Source organism: Phytopseudomonas straminea, assembly GCF_900112645.1.
Taxonomy (GTDB): domain Bacteria; phylum Pseudomonadota; class Gammaproteobacteria; order Pseudomonadales; family Pseudomonadaceae; genus Aquipseudomonas; species Aquipseudomonas straminea.
This window is the reverse complement of sequence record NZ_FOMO01000006.1, coordinates 188,594-205,828: the sequence shown is the minus strand read 5'-3', so window position 1 is coordinate 205,828 and position 17,235 is coordinate 188,594. Positions and strand designations below refer to the sequence as shown.

The window sequence follows — 17,235 nt, the reverse complement described above, 5'->3', positions numbered from 1 at the left end:
TAGCTAAAGCCCACAAAAGGAAAATAGCGATGCCAGGCATGATTAAAACTCATGGTAAAGGTTGTTGAACCGGTACTTGCCGCCTTTATATGCGTTGCGCGCCTTCGAGGCTGCGGCGCGGCATTTGTCCTTTACCCGCGCTGCCGATGAGCTAGCGATCACTCAGAGTGCGGTCAGCCGGCACATTCGTACTCTGGAAGAACACTTTGCCTGCCGGCTGTTCGAGCGCCGTGGTCGCGCGCTGCACCTGACCGAGCCGGCGAGTCTGTTGCTGCCGGGCGTGCGCGAGGGCTTCGAGTCCCTGGAGCGGGCCTGCGCGCCCTTGCGGGTGGAGGAGGGCACCCTGCGTCTCAAGGCGCCCTCGACCTTGACCATGCGTTGGCTGCTGGCGCGCCTGTCGCTGTTTCGCGCCCGCCATGACGACCTCGAGGTGCAGCTCACCAGCGCCTGGATGGATCTCGATCGGGTGGACTTTCTCCATGAGCCTTTCGATTGCGCCGTGTTGCTCGGCACCGGCACCTTCAGCAACGAATGGCACAGCGTGCGGCTGTTCGAGGAATGGCTGATTCCCGTCTGTGCGCCTGGAGCTCTGGGCGAAAAGCCTTGGGATGTGGGGCGCCTGCAACAGGCCGAGCTGGTGCACCCCACACCTGACCGTCGTGACTGGCGCCGCTGGCTGCAGGCCATGGGCTTGAGCGACCAGGTGTCGCTCAAGGGCGGCCAGGTGTTCGACACCCTGGAGCTGGGCATCGTCGCCGCCGCCCGTGGGTATGGCGTGTCGATCGGCGACCTGGCCATGGTCGCCGAGGACGTGTTGTTGGACCGCCTGGCGTTGCCCTGGCCGACCGCCGTGTTCAGCGGCGAAAGCTATTACCTGGTTTGGCCCAAGGCGCGCCGTGGCCAGGAGCGTTTCGAGCGGCTGGCCGAGTTCCTGCTCGCGGAGGTCGCAGCCATGCAGTTACCCAAGGTCGAGTTACGCCGCTAGAAAAACAATAAAAAATCTCAGAAACGAGACTTTTTCATTACCCCACGTAAAAAATGTGGTGATAGCGTCATGATGGCCATTGACGCACTAAAACTCTCAAGTATTCTCCGCGCTCGCCGAATTACAGGCTGATCATTATTTATTCAATTTCTCCATACAGGGACGATGGAGCTCGGAGATTTTCATGAACCAACCCCGTTCCCGTATCGCCTGGCAATTGGCGACGGCCCTCGCTGCCATGCTGGTGCTGCTGATCAGTGTTAGTACCGTATTCGCCCTGCGCTCACTGAGCAGCGCCAACCTGGTGACCCGCGAAGAGCACCTGGGCAGCGAAGCGCGCCTGCTGGCCGACCAGCTGAGCACCTTCCACGAAAGCCTGCGTGAAAGCACCCAACGCCTGGCCGGCCTGTTCGAGCGCCGCTTTAGTGGCGGCCTGCGCGTCAGCCCGGATGAACGCGTGACCGTCGGCGCTCTGCAGGCGCCTGCCCTGTACTTGGGCAACACCCAGCTGAACAACGATTTCAGCGAAGTCGATGAATTTCGCCGCCTGACCGCCGGCGTGGCGACCATCTTCGTGCGTGATGGCGACGACTTCGTACGCGTGACCACCTCGCTTACCAAACAGGACGGTGGCCGCGCCATCGGCACCGTGCTCGACCGCAACCATCCGGCCTACGCCCGCCTGCTGGCCGGCGACAACTACGTCGGCCGCGCGCTGCTGTTCGAGCGCTTCTACATGACCCAGTACACGCCGGTACGCGACAGCGCGGGCCGGGTGATCGCCGTGTTGTTCGTCGGCTTCGATTACACCGACGCGCAGAACGCCCAGTTCGCCAACCTGCAGCGCTTCCGTATCGGCAGCACCGGCTCCCTGGCGCTGCTCGACGATCAGAACAAATGGCTGGTGGCGCCCTACAGCGCCAAGAATCCCGAGCAACTGACGGGCAACATGACCAAGGTGCTTGGTACTCCGGGCAAGGGCGGTTTCTGGAGCGATGGCGAGCAACAGTTCTACAGCGTTTCTGTGCCCTTCGCCGGCGGCCCGTGGACCGTGGTGGCTAGCATGCCAGAACAAGAGATCCAGGCGGTGACCTTGAGCGTCGGCAGCCAGTTGGCCATCGGCAGCCTGGTGACCCTGGTTCTGGCCGTGCTGGCGGTGATCTGGCTGCTGCGCCGCAAGCTGCGCCCGCTGGGTGATCTGGTCGAGCAGGCCCAGGCCCTCGGCGCCGGTGATCTGAGCGTGCGCCTGCAGGTCAAGAGTCACGACGAGATCGGCGAGCTGTCGCGCAGCTTCAACCAGATGAGCGAGGCGCTGTCGACCATGGTCGCGCGCATCCGCGGCGCCGCCGGCAACGTCAGCCAGCGCGCCGAAGCGCTGTCCGGCCTGTCGCGTGGTGCCTATGAAGGCATCGAGCAGCAGTCCGGCGAGATCAGCAGCATGGCCGGCGCGGTAGAGGAATTCAGCGCCACTTCGCTGAACATCGCCGACAACATGCGCAGCACCGAGCGCATGGCCAGCGAGAACGCCAGCCAGACTCGCATCGGCCGTACCTCGATGGAAGAAGCGTCTGCTGCCTTGGAGCAGATTTCCCAGTCGGTCAACAGCGCCGCCAAGGTCATCGACAGCCTGGGCCAGCGCTCCCAGGAAATCGGCGGCATTCTCAGCGTGATCACCTCGATTGCCGACCAGACCAACCTGCTGGCGCTCAATGCGGCCATCGAGGCAGCGCGTGCCGGCGAGCAGGGCCGCGGTTTCGCCGTGGTCGCCGACGAGGTGCGCAGCCTGGCCGGTCGGACCCGCGAGGCGACCACCGAAATTTCCAGCATGATCAGCAGCATCCAGGGCGAGACCAGCAGTGCGATCAGCACCATGGAGCAGGGCCGCCAGCTGATGCAGAACGGCCTGGAACTCAATGCCAAGGTCGCCGCGGCGCTGACCCATATCGCCGAGCAGACCAGCGCTGCCGGCGAGCAGTTCGCCGCCATCACGACCGCCACCGCCGAGCAGAGCAGCACCGCCACGGTGCTGAGCAGCAACCTGCAGAGCATCGCCCTGGCCAACGGCGAGCAGCGCGAAGTGATCGCCAATCTGGCGCACACTTCCAAAGAGCTGGAAACCCTGGCTACCGATCTGCACCGCGAAGTCGAGCGCTTCCGCTAAGCCCGCCCTCCATAGGCTGGCGCTGCCTACTGGCGCCAGCCGTCTTGCGAGCCCCGATTCCGGGGCTCGTCTACGCTTGAAGTCATCATCCTGAAAAGCCTCGGTGCAAGGCTGTCGCCCCGGTGTGCTGAGTGCTCGTGCAACCCGCGGCTGTGCAGCATTTCGCCGCGATTCGTGTGGAATCCGAAACGCCTGGAAAATCAGTTTCCGTCACGGGCAATTTTTGATTGATCTGAGCGAGTCATGGTCTTAAAGTCCGCGCCCGAACGTCCATGCTGGCAACGATCCATTCGGCTCAAGTACTGACGACGAGAGGTTGTTCGACCTGTTTTCAGGTCAGGCAATTCTCGGCGACATGCCTTGGGAAGTAGGCGAACCAAAGTGGGGAAACTGATCAGACGTTCCTGGCCTGGCAACAGGCTTTCCGGCCGATTGCAGAAATCGGTCGCCCCCGACGTTGAACCTGTGCCCGGTTCAACTGCCCGAATCCTAGTGTTCATGGTTTAGCCATTTGGAGACCCGCATGTCGATCAAGGTCGAAGACTACTACCCACGCGAAACCTTCAACAAAATGAAGGCCTTCGCCGACCAGCAGGAAACCCCGTTCGTGGTGATCGACACCGCGATCATCAGTCAGGCCTACGACGACCTGCGCGCCGGTTTCGAATTCGCCAAGGTGTACTACGCCGTCAAGGCCAACCCGGCCATCGAAATCATCGAGTTGCTGCGCGACAAGGGTTCGAGCTTCGACATCGCCTCGATCTACGAGCTCGACAAGGTGATGTCCGCCGGCGTGGGCCCGGAGCGCATCAGCTACGGCAATACCATCAAGAAAGCCCGCGACGTCCGGTACTTCTACGAGAAGGGTGTGCGCCTGTTCGCCACCGACTCCGAAGCCGACCTGCGCAACATCGCCAAGGCCGCGCCGGGCTCGAAGATCTACGTGCGCATCCTCACCGAAGGCTCGACCTCGGCCGACTGGCCGCTAAGCCGCAAGTTCGGCTGCCAGCCGGACATGGCCCTGGATCTGCTGATTCTTGCCAAACAGCTCGGCCTGGTGCCCTACGGCATTTCCTTCCACGTAGGCAGCCAGCAGCGCGACATTGATGTGTGGGACGCGGCCATCGCCAAGGTCAAGGTGATCTTCGAGCGTCTGAAAGAAGAAGACGGCATCGAGCTGCAGATGATCAACATGGGCGGCGGCTTCCCGGCCAACTACATCACCCGCACCAACAGCCTGGAAACCTACGCCGAGGAAATCATCCGCTTCCTCAAGGAAGATTTCGGCGACGAGCTGCCGGAAATCATCCTCGAGCCGGGCCGTTCGCTGATTGCCAACGCCGGCGTGCTGGTCAGTGAAGTGGTGCTGGTGGCGCGCAAGTCGCGTACCGCCGTCGAGCGCTGGGTGTACACCGACGTGGGCAAGTTCAGCGGCCTGATCGAAACCATGGATGAGTCCATCAAGTTCCCGATCTGGACCGAGAAGAAGGGCGAGATGGAAGAGGTGGTGATCGCCGGCCCGACCTGCGACAGCGCCGACATCATGTACGAGCATTACAAGTACGGCCTGCCCTTGAACCTGGCTAGCGGTGACCGCCTCTACTGGTTCTCCACCGGTGCCTACACCACCAGCTACAGCGCGGTGGAATTCAACGGATTCCCGCCGCTGAAAGCCTTCTACCTGTAAGCCTCGCTGCACCGCCAAGCGCCCGCACCCGTTGCGGGCGTTTTGCTTTGCACCTGTTGGTATTGCGCCTTGCCAGCGGGAAGTGGGCGGCGCGAGAATGCAGGCAACTCTCCGCGGTATTTAAGGATCCCCGATGCCCGATCCCGTTGCAGCCGGCCTGCGCCTGGCGCCCGATGCACTCACCCGTCCCTTCTCGCCCAAGCAGTTCGCCTTCACTACCACCGATGACCTGGAACCCTTCCGTGGCGTACTCGGCCAGGAGCGCGCCGTGCAGGCCCTGCAGTTCGGCGTGGCCATGCCGCGCCCCGGCTACAACGTATTCGTCATGGGCGAGCCGGGCACCGGCCGCTTCTCGTTCGTCAAACGTTACCTGCAGGCCGAGGGCAAACGCCTGGAAACGCCGCCGGATCGGGTTTACGTCAACCACTTCGACGAGCCCCGCGAGCCGCGCGCGGTGGAGCTGGCGCCCGGCACAGCCAGCGAGTTCATCGCCGACATCAACGCATTGATCGACAACCTGCTGGCCACCTTTCCGGCGGTCTTCGAGCATCCGTCGTTCCAGCAGAAGAAGAGCGCCATCGACCGCGCTTTCAACAAGCGCTATGACCAGGCGCTGGACGTCATCGAGCGTCTGTCCCTGGAGCGCGGCATCGCCCTGTACCGCGACAGCACCAACATCGCCTTCACGCCGATGCTCGACGGCAAGGCCCTGGACGAGGCCGAATTCGCCCAACTGCCGGAAACCGAGCGCGAGCGCTTCCACGCTGATATCGCTGCCCTGGAAGAGCGCCTCAACGAGGAGCTGGCCAGCCTGCCGCAGTGGAAGCGCGAGTCGAGCAACCAGTTGCGCCAGCTCAATGAGGAAACCATCACCGTGGCGCTGCAGCCGCTTTTGGCGCCGCTGTCGGAGAAGTACGCCGAGAACGCCGGTGTGTGCGCCTACCTGCAGGCCATGCAGGTGGATCTGCTGAAAAGCGTGATCGACCTGCTGATCGAGGTGGAAAAGCCCGATGCCCAGACCCGCAAGCTGCTCGAAGAGCTGTATTGCCCGAGCCTGATCGTCGGCCACCACGTCGATGGCGGCGCGCCGGTGGTGTTCGAGCCGCACCCGACCTACGACAACCTGTTCGGCCGCATCGAATACAACACCGACCAGGGCGCGCTCTACACCAGTTATCGCCAGCTGCGCCCCGGTGCGCTGCATCGCGCCAATGGCGGTTTCCTGATCCTCGAGGCTGAGAAATTCCTCAGCGAGCCGTTCGTCTGGGAGGCGCTCAAGCGCGCTCTGCAGTCGCGCAAGCTGAAGATGGAATCGCCGCTGGCCGACCTCGGTCGCATCGCCACCGTGACCCTGAATCCGGAAACCGTGCCGCTGCAGCTCAAGGTGGTGATCATCGGTTCGCGCCAGCTGTACTACGCGTTGCAGGACGCCGATCCGGACTTCCAGGAGATGTTCCGGGTGCTGGTCGACTTCGACGAGGACATCCCGCTGGCCGACGACAGTCTGGAGCAGTTCGCCCAGCTGATGAAGACCCGCACCACTGAAGAGGGCATGGCGCCGCTCACCGCTGCTGCGGTGGCTCGCCTAGCCACCTACAGCGCGCGCCTGGCCGAACACCAGGGGCGGTTGTCGGCGCGCATCGGCGACCTGTTCCAGCTGGTCAGCGAGGCGGACTTCATTCGCAATCTGGCCGGCGAGGCAGTGACCGACGCCGACCATATCGAGCGTGCGCTCAAGGCCAAGGCCACCCGCACCGGGCGCGTCTCGGCGCGGATCATCGATGACATGCTCGCCGGCATCATCCTCATCGACACCGTCGGCGCGGCCATCGGCAAGTGCAACGGCCTGACCGTGCTGGAAGTCGGCGACTCGGCCTTTGGCGTGCCGGCGCGCATCTCCGCCACGGTTTATCCGGGCGGTTCGGGCATCGTCGACATCGAACGCGAGGTCAACCTCGGCCAGCCGATCCACTCCAAGGGCGTGATGATCCTCACCGGTTTCCTCGGCAGCCGCTACGCCCAGGAATTCCCCCTGGAAATCTCCGCGAGCATCGCCCTGGAGCAGTCCTACGGCTACGTGGATGGCGACAGCGCCTCGCTCGGCGAGGTGTGCACGCTGATCTCGGCGCTGTCGCGCACGCCGCTCAAGCAGTGCTTCGCCATCACCGGGTCGATCAACCAGTTCGGTGAGGTGCAGGCGGTCGGTGGCGTCAACGAGAAGATCGAAGGCTTCTTCCGCCTCTGCGAGGCCCGCGGGCTGACCGGCGAGCAGGGCGCGATCATCCCGCATTCCAACGTGTCCACCCTGATGCTCGACGAGCGTGTGTTGCAGGCCGTGCGCGCCGGACAGTTCCATATCTACGCCGTGCGCCATGTGGATGAGGCGCTGAGCCTGCTTGTCGGTGAGGATGCCGGCACGCCGAACGACAAGGGCCATTTCCCCAAGGGCAGCGTGAACGCGCGGGTGGTCGAGCGCTTGCGCGAGATCGCCGAGATCGGCATGGGTGAGGAAGAAAAGCCCGAACAGGCCAAGGAAGCGCTCACCGCGGCGCTGCCGGAGAAGCCCAAAAAACCCCGGACGAAAAAGCCGACCGCGGAGTAGGGCCGTTGGCGGGCTGATCACTCGCCGATCGGCTCGCCCGCCACCCTTCAATCGGCGGCATGGGGTTGTTTGCACACCTGTCATGCACAAGGTTATCCACAGTTTGTGTGTATAAACCTGTCTTTGCCAGCGGGCGCTACAGGTGTAGGCTGCAGGTCTGTCTCTGCGAGGATCGCCGCCATGTCGCGTAGCCTCTGCCTGACCCGTGATTGCCTCGGCGTGACCACGCGCATCGAGTGTGTGGCGCTGCCCCTGGCGGGCGATCAAGGGCTGTGGACGCTGATCTGCGTCGCCGGCCTGACTGCCCGACAACCCTCCGCTGTCAAGGCGCAAGGCCCATTCCACGGGCCTCTGGTGGTCGAGCGCCTGCTCGATGACATTGCCGAAAGCCTCGCCGCCCAAGGTTATGGCCCCTGCCACGAACCGCTGATCTGGCGCCTGCACGCCCAGGCTCAGCTGCGCCGTTTGAATGGTGCTCACGGCGCGTCCCGGCCCGTATCGCTGTCGTGGCCCGAGAGCTGAAGCGGCAGTGTGGAACCGTTCGTAGGGCGACCGGCTGGTCAGCCCGGAAACGCACGGCAGAAAATCTTATCCACAATCACCGATAGGCCTTGAGCTTGGCCGTATTCAGCCCATGCGCCGCGGCTTGCCTGTACTTGAGCGCTGGGTATACTCGCTCGCCTGTTCACCACCTGTGAGAGCCCATGGAACGCTTTATCGAGAACGCGATGTACGCATCGCGCTGGCTGCTGGCCCCCATCTATTTCGGTCTGTCACTGGGCCTGCTGGCGCTGGCCCTGAAGTTCTTCCAGGAAATCTTCCACATCCTGCCCGGCATTTTCAGCATGGCCGAGGCCGATCTGATCCTGGTGCTGCTGTCGCTGGTCGACATGGCCTTGGTCGGCGGCCTGCTGGTGATGGTGATGATGTCCGGCTACGAGAACTTCGTTTCCCAGCTGGATATCGACGACAGCAAGGAAAAGCTCGCCTGGCTCGGCAAGATGGATTCCAGCTCGCTGAAGATGAAGGTCGCGGCGTCCATCGTGGCGATTTCCTCGATCCACCTGTTGCGGGTGTTCATGGACGCGCGCAATCATGATCCCGAGCACCTGAAGTGGTACGTGATCATCCACATGACCTTCGTGGTCTCGGCCTTTGCCATGGGTTACCTGGACAAGTTGACCAAGCACTGATCCCGTTGCCTGCGCAACGCCCGGCCTTCCCTGTGGAACGCCGGGCGTTTTGTTATCGGCGTGGTGACAATCGTATAGTGGTACTTCTTGCCTGGGAGGACATGCCATGACTCTGCCCGAATTGCTGCGAGCGGCTCGCGATGGTGCGGTGAGCGAACTCGAATTGATTTCCCTGGAAGGCGGCATCTACCTGCTGCAGATTCTCGGCGTCGAGCAACGCGCCTACCTGCGCGACGAGGCGGGGCGCAACCTGCACCTGCGCTCGGTGGAACATGCTCGTGACCTGCTCGAAGAGCTGCCGGACGTGCCGCTGTTTCTGGTGCATGCCTCGGCCTACGACGAGATGTGCGGCTTGCCGAGCGGCACTCGCGACGCCCTGCGTGTGCCGGTCGGCCTGCGCAGCCGCTGGTAAGAACCTGTTCACGATCTGCTGCGCGTCGGCCCTACGGCGTTAAAAACAGTCTCAGAATGCTCATTTACAGCACGTAAACTCCGCTTCCTCGCCTGTTTTTGCCTTGTATGGCTCTAGCTCGCTAGATCGTGAACAGGTTCTAAGGCACAGGCGACGGCGGGAGCCGTGATAGGCTAGCCGGCCTTTTTTCCTACTAGCGGAGCGGCGATATGTCCGAACTCGATCTTTCCACTGACGAAGCACGCGTCAGCTACGGCATTGGCCGTCAACTTGGTGGCCAGCTGCGCGACAACCCGCCGCCGGGCGTGAGCCTGGATGCCATTCTGGCTGGTCTGCGCGATGCTTTCGCCGGCCAGGAGAGCCGCGTCGGCGAGGCCGAACTGTCGGCCAGCTTCAAGGTAATCCGCGACGTCATGCAGGCCGAAGCCAAGGCCAAGGCCGACGCGGCTGCCGGCGCCGGCCTGGCCTTCCTGGCCGAGAATGCCAAGCGCGAAGGCGTCACCGTGCTGGCCTCCGGCCTGCAGTACGAAGTGCTGACCGCAGGCGAGGGCGCCAAGCCATCGCGTGAGGACAGCGTGCGCACCCACTACCATGGCACCCTGATCGACGGCAGCGTATTCGACAGCTCCTACGAACGTGGCCAGCCGGCGGAATTCCCGGTCGGCGGCGTGATCGCCGGCTGGACCGAGGCCCTGCAACTGATGGGTACCGGCAGCAAATGGCGCCTGTACGTGCCGAGCGAGCTTGCCTATGGCGCCCAGGGCGTTGGCAGCATCCCGCCGCACAGCGTGCTGGTGTTTGATGTCGAGCTGCTCGACATCCTGTAAGCACCTGCGAAGGCTGCTGCGCGTCGGCCCTGCGGCGTTTAAAAATAGGCGAGAAGCTCATGTACGACAGTACAGTCGGTCGCGACCCCGGCCACTTCTTCGCCTATTTTCGTGGGGACGCATAGGCATTGCAGGGCTCTAGCTTGCGAGCCTTCGGATAAGTATCACGGGCGCAAGGCCCGGGCATAGCAATACAGGAACAGGCTGCGCACCAGTTCCTTGAGGATCAGCGGCTCGCTCGAGCTCAGCTCGTGCAGATCCAGGTCACCCTGTTTACGCAATTCGTCCAGTGCCTCCTCTTCGAGTACGGCGCAGACTTCGCCGGTCTCGCGGTGCAGGATGCGCAGGTAGGGATGAGGGCGGTCCAGCCAGGCGTCGATTAGATAGGTCATGCTCGCATCTCCCTGAGTGATTGGTAGATATGAGAATAATTCTTATTACTTTAATAGCAAGGTTTAATCGCACCGCTCGTCGATGGCGTGGCTGACGGAGTGGAAAGGGGCGGGCATAAAAAAGCCCGTCGCGGGGGCGGGCTTCTTGTGATGCGGTGCCTGAGTGGTCAGTGCGTGCGGGCCACGGCGAAGTGGCTCAGCTCGACCAGGGCGTCGCGGTAGACGCTGGCCGGCAGCACTTCCAGGCAGGCGATGGCACGCTCGGCGTACTGGCGTGCCTGATTGGCGGTGTAGTCCAGAGCGCCGGCGGCCTGCACGGCTTCGCGGATGCTTTCCAGGTCTTCCAGGCCACCTTTCTGAATCGCCTTGCGCACCAGGGCAGCCTGCTCGGCGTTGCCTTCGCGCATGGTGTAGATCAGCGGCAGGGTGGGTTTGCCTTCGGCCAAATCGTCGCCGACGTTCTTGCCCAGAGTGGCGGCATCGCCCTTGTAGTCGAGCAGGTCGTCGACCAGTTGGAAGGCCACACCCAGGTGATCACCGAACAGGCGCAGCGCTTCGTTCTGCTCGGCGCTCGCTTCGGCCAGTGCCGCGGCGCTCTGGGTCGAAGCTTCGAACAGCATGGCGGTCTTGGCGCGGATGACTTCCATGTAGGTTTCTTCGGTCGTGCTGGCGTCGCGAATCTTTGATAGCTGCAGCACTTCGCCTTCGGCGATCACCCGGGTGGCCTTGGAGAGAATCCGCATCACCGGCATCGAGTCGAGTTCGACCATCATTTCGAACGAGCGCGAATAGAGGAAGTCGCCGACCAGCACGCTCGGTGCGTTGCCCCACTGGGCATTGGCGGTGCTACGGCCACGGCGCATGTCGGACATGTCGACCACGTCGTCGTGCAGCAGGGTGGCGGTGTGCAGGAATTCGATGGTGGCAGCCAGCAGGCGCAGGCGTTCGTCGTTCAGGCCCAGCGCCTTGCCACTGAGCAGTACCAGCAGCGGGCGCAGGCGCTTGCCGCCAGCGGAGATGATGTAGTCGCCGATCTTCTCGACCAGCGGGACGCGGGACACCACTTGCTGACGGATAATGCCGTCAACAGCGGCGAAATCATCCGCTACCACACTGTAGAAAGTCTGGGGTTGCATCAGCGACATAAGCTCCTTGGACAGGCACTATCGGCCTTAATAGGCCCTAGTTTGCGCGGCATGCTAGGGGGCAGGGTGGGGGCTGTCAAGGCGACGGCAGGCGGCGCTTGCGCTGCTGAAGAGGCTTGCGTACAATCGCGCACCCTGAACTTCCCCCTGGGTATTTCCCTGCCTTACGCAATTGCACGGGTGTCCATCCGGCCCCGAGCAGCCATGCCAGCCAACAGTTATTCCTATAAAGCGCTGGGTGAGCAGGATCAACGGAGATTTACCATGTACGCAGTAATTGTTACTGGTGGCAAGCAATACAAAGTCACCGAAGGCGAATTCCTCAAGGTCGAGAAACTGGAGCTGGCCGCTGGCGAAGCTCTGACTTTCGATCGCGTGTTGCTGGTTGGCAACGGTGATGACGTCACCATCGGCGCTCCTGTCGTCGAAGGTGCCAAGGTTTCGGCTGAAGTCGTTTCCCAAGGCCGTCACGATAAAGTGACCATCATCAAGTTCCGTCGCCGCAAGCACCACATGAAGCGTCAGGGCCACCGTCAGTGGTTCACTGAGATCAAAATCACCGGTATTCAGGCCTGATTCATTTCGCTTGAGCCCTTTATAGGAGTATTGAACTCATGGCACACAAAAAAGCTGGCGGTAGTACCCGCAACGGTCGCGACTCAGAAGCCAAACGCCTTGGCGTGAAGATGTATGGCGGCCAGAAAATCGTTCCTGGCAACATCATCGTGCGTCAGCGCGGCACCCAGTTCCACGCTGGCTACGGCGTTGGCATGGGCAAGGATCACACCCTGTTCGCGAAAATCGAAGGCGTGATCAAGTTCGAAGTAAAAGGTGCCTTCGGTCGCCGTTACGTAAGCGTCGTCGCGGCCTAATCGCGAAGTTGCTGGAAAAGCCCCGTCCTGCGACGGGGCTTTTTTGTTTCTGTATCCTGTTGCGCCCGGTTTACCGCTTCGTCCGATTCGGCTTGCAGCAGGCGTACAGGGTTGTGGGTTCTTGCCAAACTGTCCTGGGTTGATGCGGGTGGTTTCAGGGCAATTTCGCAAGCACCCGGTGTTTCCTGTTTCAGTAACCCGCGATTATGGCGGGAGGTGTACCCATGAAATTCGTCGATGAAGTATCGATTTCTGTAAAGGCCGGCGATGGTGGCAACGGCATGATGAGCTTCCGTCGCGAGAAGTTCATCGAGAACGGCGGCCCCAACGGCGGTGATGGTGGTGATGGCGGCTCGATCTACATCGAGGCCATGGCCAACCTCAATACCCTGGTGGATTACCGCTATACCCGCCGTTTCCAGGCGCCCAATGGCGAGAAGGGCGGCAGCACCGACTGCACCGGCGCCAAGGGTGAAGACCTGATCCTGCCGGTGCCGATCGGCACCACGGTCATCGATGCCGGTACCCAGGAAGTGATTGGCGACCTGACCCAGGCCGGTCAGCGCCTGATGGTCGCCCAGGGCGGCTGGCACGGGCTGGGCAACACCCGCTTCAAGTCCAGCACCAACCGTGCTCCGCGCCAGACCACGCCGGGCAAGCCGGGCGAGGCTCGTGATCTCAAGCTGGAACTGAAGGTACTGGCCGACGTCGGCCTGCTCGGTCTGCCGAACGCTGGCAAGAGTACCTTCATTCGTGCTGTGTCGGCTGCCAAGCCGAAGGTTGCCGACTACCCGTTCACCACTCTGGTGCCGAACCTGGGTGTGGTCAGCGTTGATCGCTACAAGAGTTTCGTGGTCGCCGACATTCCGGGGCTGATCGAAGGTGCTTCCGAAGGTGCTGGCCTGGGTATTCGCTTCCTCAAGCACCTGGCGCGTACCCGCCTGCTGCTGCACCTCGTGGATATGGCGCCGCTGGATCAGACCGATCCGGCCGAGGCTGCGGCTACCATTGTCGCGGAGCTGACCAAGTTCAGCCCGGCGCTGGCCGATCGTGAGCGCTGGCTGGTGCTCAATAAGGCCGACCAGATCCTCGATGAGGAGAAGGAGCAGCGCATCGCCGAGATCGTCGCGCGGCTGGAGTGGGAAGGCCCGGTCTACGTGGTTTCCGCTCTGGCGCGAGAAGGCACCGAGCAGCTGTGCTACGACATCATGGATTTCCTCGAAGCGCGCGCCGAGCGTATTCAGGAGAACCCCGAATACGCCGCCGAGCTTGCCGAGCTCGACCAGCGCATCGAAGATGAGGCGCGTGCCCAGCTGCAGGCGCTGGACGACAAGCGTGCGCTGCGCCGCTCCGGTGTGCGGGCAGTGGGCGATGTCGACGAGGACGACAGCTTCTGGGACGAGGAAGACGACGAGGACGGACCGGAAATCATTTACGTCCGGGATTGATGGACGACAGACGCCGCTTTTTTTAGCGGCGTTTTTGTAGGTTTGGCCGTTGCCGCCGGTGACGGCTTGCGAAAATGTGCTTCTGGCTGGGGTTGGAAAACATGCGTGACAAGGTAAGCGGTGCGCAGCGCTGGGTCGTGAAGATTGGTAGTGCCTTGCTGACCGCCGATGGCAAGGGGCTCGACCGTGGCGCCATGGCGGTGTGGGTCGAGCAGATGGTCGCGCTGCGGGCGCAGGGCGTCGAGCTGGTGCTGGTTTCCTCCGGTGCCGTGGCGGCGGGCATGAGCCGTCTGGGCTGGACGGCGCGCCCGAGTGCCGTTCACGAGCTGCAGGCGGCCGCCGCGATTGGCCAGATGGGCCTGGTGCAGGCCTGGGAGTCGAGCTTCGGCGAGCATGGTCGACGTACCGCGCAGATCCTCCTGACCCATGACGACCTGTCCGACCGCAAGCGCTACCTCAATGCGCGCAGCACCCTGCGTACCCTGATCGACCTCGATGTGGTGCCGGTGATCAACGAGAACGACACCGTGGTCACCGAGGGCATCCGTTTCGGTGACAACGACACCCTGGCCGCATTGGTGGCCAACCTGGTGGAAGCCGATCTGCTGGTGATTCTTACCGACCGCGACGGCATGTTCGATGCCGATCCGCGTAACAACCCCGATGCCCAGCTGATCCACGAAGCCCGTGCCGACGACCCGACGCTCGACGCCGTGGCCGGTGGCGTGGGTGGTGCCCTGGGGCGTGGCGGCATGCAGACCAAGCTGCGCGCGGCGCGCCTGGCTGCTCGTTCCGGTGCTCACACGGTGATCGTTGGTGGCGCCATCGAGCAGGTGCTGGCACGCCTCAAGGCGGGCGAGCTGCTCGGCACCCTGCTGGTGCCCGAGCGCGGCATGCTGGCGGCGCGCAAGCAGTGGCTGGCCGGGCACCTGCAGACCCGCGGCACCCTGGTGCTGGACGATGGCGCGGTCAAGGCGCTGGTCTCCGACCGCAAGAGCCTGCTGCCGGTTGGCGTGAAGGCCGTGCAGGGCAGCTTCCGTCGCGGCGAAATGGTGGTCTGCGTGGCGCCGGATGGTCGTGAGGTGGCGCGCGGTCTGGTCAACTACAGTGCCCTGGAGGCGCAGAAGATCATCGGTCGCCCGTCGGACGAGATCGAGCGCCTGCTCGGCTATGTCGATGAGCCGGAGCTGGTACACCGCGACAATCTGATTCTGGTCTGATCTTCTGGGAGGTGGCGATGCGTAAGCTTCTGTTGGTTGCTGTGACGCTGATAACGCTGCCGCTGGGCGCCATGGCCGAGGAGATCGGCCAGGTTTCCACGGTATTCAAGTGGCTGGGCCCCAATGACAAGATCGTCGTTGAGGCCTTCGATGATCCCAAGGTTTCAGGGGTTACCTGCTACCTGTCGCGCGCCAAGACCGGTGGCGTGAAGGGTGGTCTCGGCTTGGCCGAGGATCGCGCCGAAGCTTCGATCGCTTGCCGTCAGGTCGGCCCGATCAGCTTTGCTGGTGAGCTCAAGGATGGCGATGAGGTCTTTCGTGAGCGTACCTCGCTGGTGTTCAAGACCATGCAAGTCGTGCGCTTCTTCGATCAGAAGCGCAACACTCTGGTGTACCTGGTCTATAGCGACCGCATCATCGAAGGCAGTCCGCAGAACGCAGTAACTGCTATTCCGATCCTGCCCTGGCCGAAAGGTAGCTGAGTCGAGGGCCTTCGCCGCCGATCATCAGATCTTGAAGCGCGTCACCAGTGCATTGAGGTCCACCGCCAGGCGCGACAGCTCCTGGCTGGAGGCGCTGGTCTGGTTGGCGCCGGCCGAGGTCTGTAGCGACAGGTCGCGGATGTTCGCCAGATTGCGGTCGACCTCCCGCGCCACCTGAGCCTGCTCTTCCGAGGCGCTGGCGATCACCAGGTTGCGCTCGTTGATCATGGCGATGGCTTTGGTGATCTGCTCCAGGGCGCTGCCGGCGGCCTTGGCGACCTCAAGGGTCGAATGGGCGCGCTGATTACTGTGCTGCATGGCAGTCACGGTTTTCTCGGTGCCGCTCTGAATGCCGCCGATCATGCCTTCGATTTCCTGGGTCGACTGCTGCGTGCGGTGGGCGAGGGCGCGTACTTCGTCGGCAACCACCGCAAAGCCACGGCCGGCTTCCCCGGCGCGTGCTGCTTCGATGGCTGCGTTGAGGGCCAGCAGATTGGTCTGCTCGGCAATCGAGCGGATCACGTCGAGCACCTTGCTGATTTCGCGAATCTGTTCGGCCAGGCGTTCCACTTCCCCGGACGTGTCGGTCACGTCGCGGGCCAGCTGGCTGATCGAGTCGACGGTTTCGCGCACCTGCTCGCGGCCGCGTAGTGCGGTGGTGTTTGACTCCTTCGAGGCTTCCGAGGTGCTCACCGCATTGCGCGCCACTTCCTCCACGGCGGCAGTCATCTCATTGACCGCTGTGGCGGCCTGATCGATTTCGGTGCTCTGCTGGTGCAGGCCGCGGGTGGAGTCTTCGGTTACCGCGTGCAGTTCCTCGGAAGCAGAGGCCAACTGGTTGGAGGAGTCGGCGATGCTCTGGATCGCCCCGTGCAGATTCTTCTGCATGGTCTGCAGGGCGCCCATCAGGCGTGCCGGCTCGTCGCTGCCGCGGATCTGGATACGTTGGGTCAGGTCGCCAGAGGCGATAACGTCGGCAGCATTGAGGGCCTCGCCCAGTGGCCGCACGATGCTCCGGGTGAGTACCAGGGCCAGAATGATAGTGACGACAAGACTGGCAACCAGCGTGGCGATGACCATCGCCACTGCGCTGTTGAAGGCGCTCTGGCTGGTGTCGGTCGATTGCTTCGCGCCCGCGTTGTTGAAGTTGGCGAGTTGGGTGATGGACGCTGCCAGTTCGTCGGCGAGGCCCACCAGTGGCCCGTTGATCAGGCTTACGGCATCGCCTGGGCGGTCGTTGCGCACGGCATTCACGACCTGTTGTTGCACATTGGCGTAGCTTTCGTAGGCGCTTCGCAGCTGGTCGTACAGTTGTCGCTCGTTGGGGCCGCTGATCAGTGGGACGTAAGCATCGAATTGGCTCGGTATGGTTTTGGCGAGCTCGTCGAGGAGGTTGAGTGTGCTCTGCCGGTCGCCTTCATTGCTCAGTATTGTCACCCGTAGGGTGAGGGCGCGCAGGCGGCTGATGCCGTTGCTGATTTCCTCGGCGGCCATTAGCGAGGGCAGCCAGTTGTCGCGCAGATCGTCCGAGGCATCGTCCATACGATTCATCTGCGACAGCGAGAAAATTCCGAGCCCCAGCACGATTGCTGCAAGCAGTGCGAACGCCAGGCTGGCACGTTTGCCAATGTCCAAACCTCTCAACCACATGACTCGTTTCCTTCCGGTCGCGCGCAGGTGTTTGCGCTATCGGTCTGGATATCGGCCGCTTCGCTTGTGGCTTGAATGGCTCTGGTGGGTTGGGCGGTTTGGGCGTGGAGGTGCTTTTCTGCAGGCAATAAAAAACCGGCCCTGAGGCCGGTTTCTCAT

16 protein-coding genes are annotated in these 17,235 nt (G+C 62.8%); 13 read left to right on the top strand and 3 right to left on the bottom strand.

The features are described 5' to 3' along the window. Positions 1 to 64 precede the first annotated feature (64 nt). The 8 genes from BM279_RS16425 (at position 65) to bamJ (ending at position 9,867) form a co-directional block, all read left to right on the top strand. Positions 65 to 985: a LysR substrate-binding domain-containing protein gene (locus tag BM279_RS16425; RefSeq protein ID WP_093505464.1), complete on the top strand. Its 921-nt coding sequence runs from the start codon at positions 65 to 67 to the stop codon at positions 983 to 985. Between the two features lie 184 nt (positions 986 to 1,169). Continuing rightward, the gene (locus BM279_RS16420) at positions 1,170 to 3,146 is read left to right on the top strand and encodes a methyl-accepting chemotaxis protein (RefSeq protein WP_093505462.1); all 1,977 of its coding nucleotides are present in this window, start codon (positions 1,170 to 1,172) and stop codon (positions 3,144 to 3,146) included. A 523-nt stretch (positions 3,147 to 3,669) separates the two neighbouring features. Beyond that, entirely contained in the window at positions 3,670 to 4,833 is a 1,164-nt protein-coding gene (locus BM279_RS16415; RefSeq protein ID WP_093505460.1) for a type III PLP-dependent enzyme, read from the top strand. Positions 4,834 to 4,966: 133 nt separating this feature from the next. Beyond that, entirely contained in the window at positions 4,967 to 7,435 is a 2,469-nt protein-coding gene (locus BM279_RS16410) for a Lon protease family protein (RefSeq protein WP_093505458.1), read from the top strand. A gap of 180 nt (positions 7,436 to 7,615) precedes the next feature. Continuing rightward, a complete protein-coding gene (locus BM279_RS16405; protein ID WP_093505456.1) occupies positions 7,616 to 7,957 on the top strand; it encodes a PA4575 family protein in 342 nt (113 codons plus the stop codon). Positions 7,958 to 8,139: 182 nt separating this feature from the next. Continuing rightward, positions 8,140 to 8,628: a TIGR00645 family protein gene (locus BM279_RS16400; protein ID WP_013789835.1), complete on the top strand. Its 489-nt coding sequence runs from the start codon at positions 8,140 to 8,142 to the stop codon at positions 8,626 to 8,628. Between the two features lie 106 nt (positions 8,629 to 8,734). Further along, positions 8,735 to 9,040 carry a DUF6482 family protein gene (locus BM279_RS16395; protein WP_093505454.1) on the top strand — a complete coding sequence of 102 codons (306 nt, stop codon included), beginning with the start codon at positions 8,735 to 8,737 and terminating at the stop codon, positions 9,038 to 9,040. Between the two features lie 209 nt (positions 9,041 to 9,249). After that, positions 9,250 to 9,867: a BamJ family beta-barrel-assembly machinery protein gene (gene bamJ / locus BM279_RS16390; RefSeq protein WP_093505452.1), complete on the top strand. Its 618-nt coding sequence runs from the start codon at positions 9,250 to 9,252 to the stop codon at positions 9,865 to 9,867. A 164-nt stretch (positions 9,868 to 10,031) separates the two neighbouring features. Here bamJ and BM279_RS16385 read toward each other — a convergent pair whose 3' ends face one another. Together BM279_RS16385 and BM279_RS16380 are read right to left on the bottom strand one after the other, a co-directional pair. Then, the gene (locus BM279_RS16385; protein WP_070887188.1) at positions 10,032 to 10,259 is read right to left on the bottom strand and encodes a PA4570 family protein; all 228 of its coding nucleotides are present in this window, start codon (positions 10,257 to 10,259) and stop codon (positions 10,032 to 10,034) included. A gap of 167 nt (positions 10,260 to 10,426) precedes the next feature. Next, on the bottom strand, positions 10,427 to 11,395 hold the full coding sequence (locus tag BM279_RS16380; protein WP_093505583.1) for a polyprenyl synthetase family protein: 969 nt from the start codon (positions 11,393 to 11,395) through the stop codon (positions 10,427 to 10,429). 273 nt (positions 11,396 to 11,668) lie between these two features. Between BM279_RS16380 and rplU the strand changes: the two genes are divergently transcribed. The 5 genes from rplU (at position 11,669) to BM279_RS16355 (ending at position 15,426) form a co-directional block, all read left to right on the top strand. Next, complete coding sequence (gene rplU / locus BM279_RS16375; protein WP_013789840.1) at positions 11,669 to 11,980, top strand: 50S ribosomal protein L21; 312 nt, start codon at positions 11,669 to 11,671, stop codon at positions 11,978 to 11,980. A gap of 38 nt (positions 11,981 to 12,018) precedes the next feature. Next, positions 12,019 to 12,276 (top strand): 50S ribosomal protein L27, encoded by a 258-nt coding sequence (rpmA, locus tag BM279_RS16370; RefSeq protein WP_013789841.1) that lies wholly within the window; start codon positions 12,019 to 12,021, stop codon positions 12,274 to 12,276. Between the two features lie 224 nt (positions 12,277 to 12,500). Next, positions 12,501 to 13,724 (top strand): Obg family GTPase CgtA, encoded by a 1,224-nt coding sequence (gene cgtA / locus BM279_RS16365; protein ID WP_027909436.1) that lies wholly within the window; start codon positions 12,501 to 12,503, stop codon positions 13,722 to 13,724. A gap of 101 nt (positions 13,725 to 13,825) precedes the next feature. Then, on the top strand, positions 13,826 to 14,944 hold the full coding sequence (gene proB / locus BM279_RS16360; protein ID WP_093505581.1) for a glutamate 5-kinase: 1,119 nt from the start codon (positions 13,826 to 13,828) through the stop codon (positions 14,942 to 14,944). Positions 14,945 to 14,961: 17 nt separating this feature from the next. Continuing rightward, the gene (locus BM279_RS16355; RefSeq protein WP_093505450.1) at positions 14,962 to 15,426 is read left to right on the top strand and encodes a CreA family protein; all 465 of its coding nucleotides are present in this window, start codon (positions 14,962 to 14,964) and stop codon (positions 15,424 to 15,426) included. Positions 15,427 to 15,450: 24 nt separating this feature from the next. Here the strand turns inward: BM279_RS16355 and BM279_RS16350 are convergent, their stop codons facing one another. After that, positions 15,451 to 17,076: a methyl-accepting chemotaxis protein gene (locus BM279_RS16350; protein WP_093505448.1), complete on the bottom strand. Its 1,626-nt coding sequence runs from the start codon at positions 17,074 to 17,076 to the stop codon at positions 15,451 to 15,453. Positions 17,077 to 17,235: the final 159 nt, after the last annotated feature.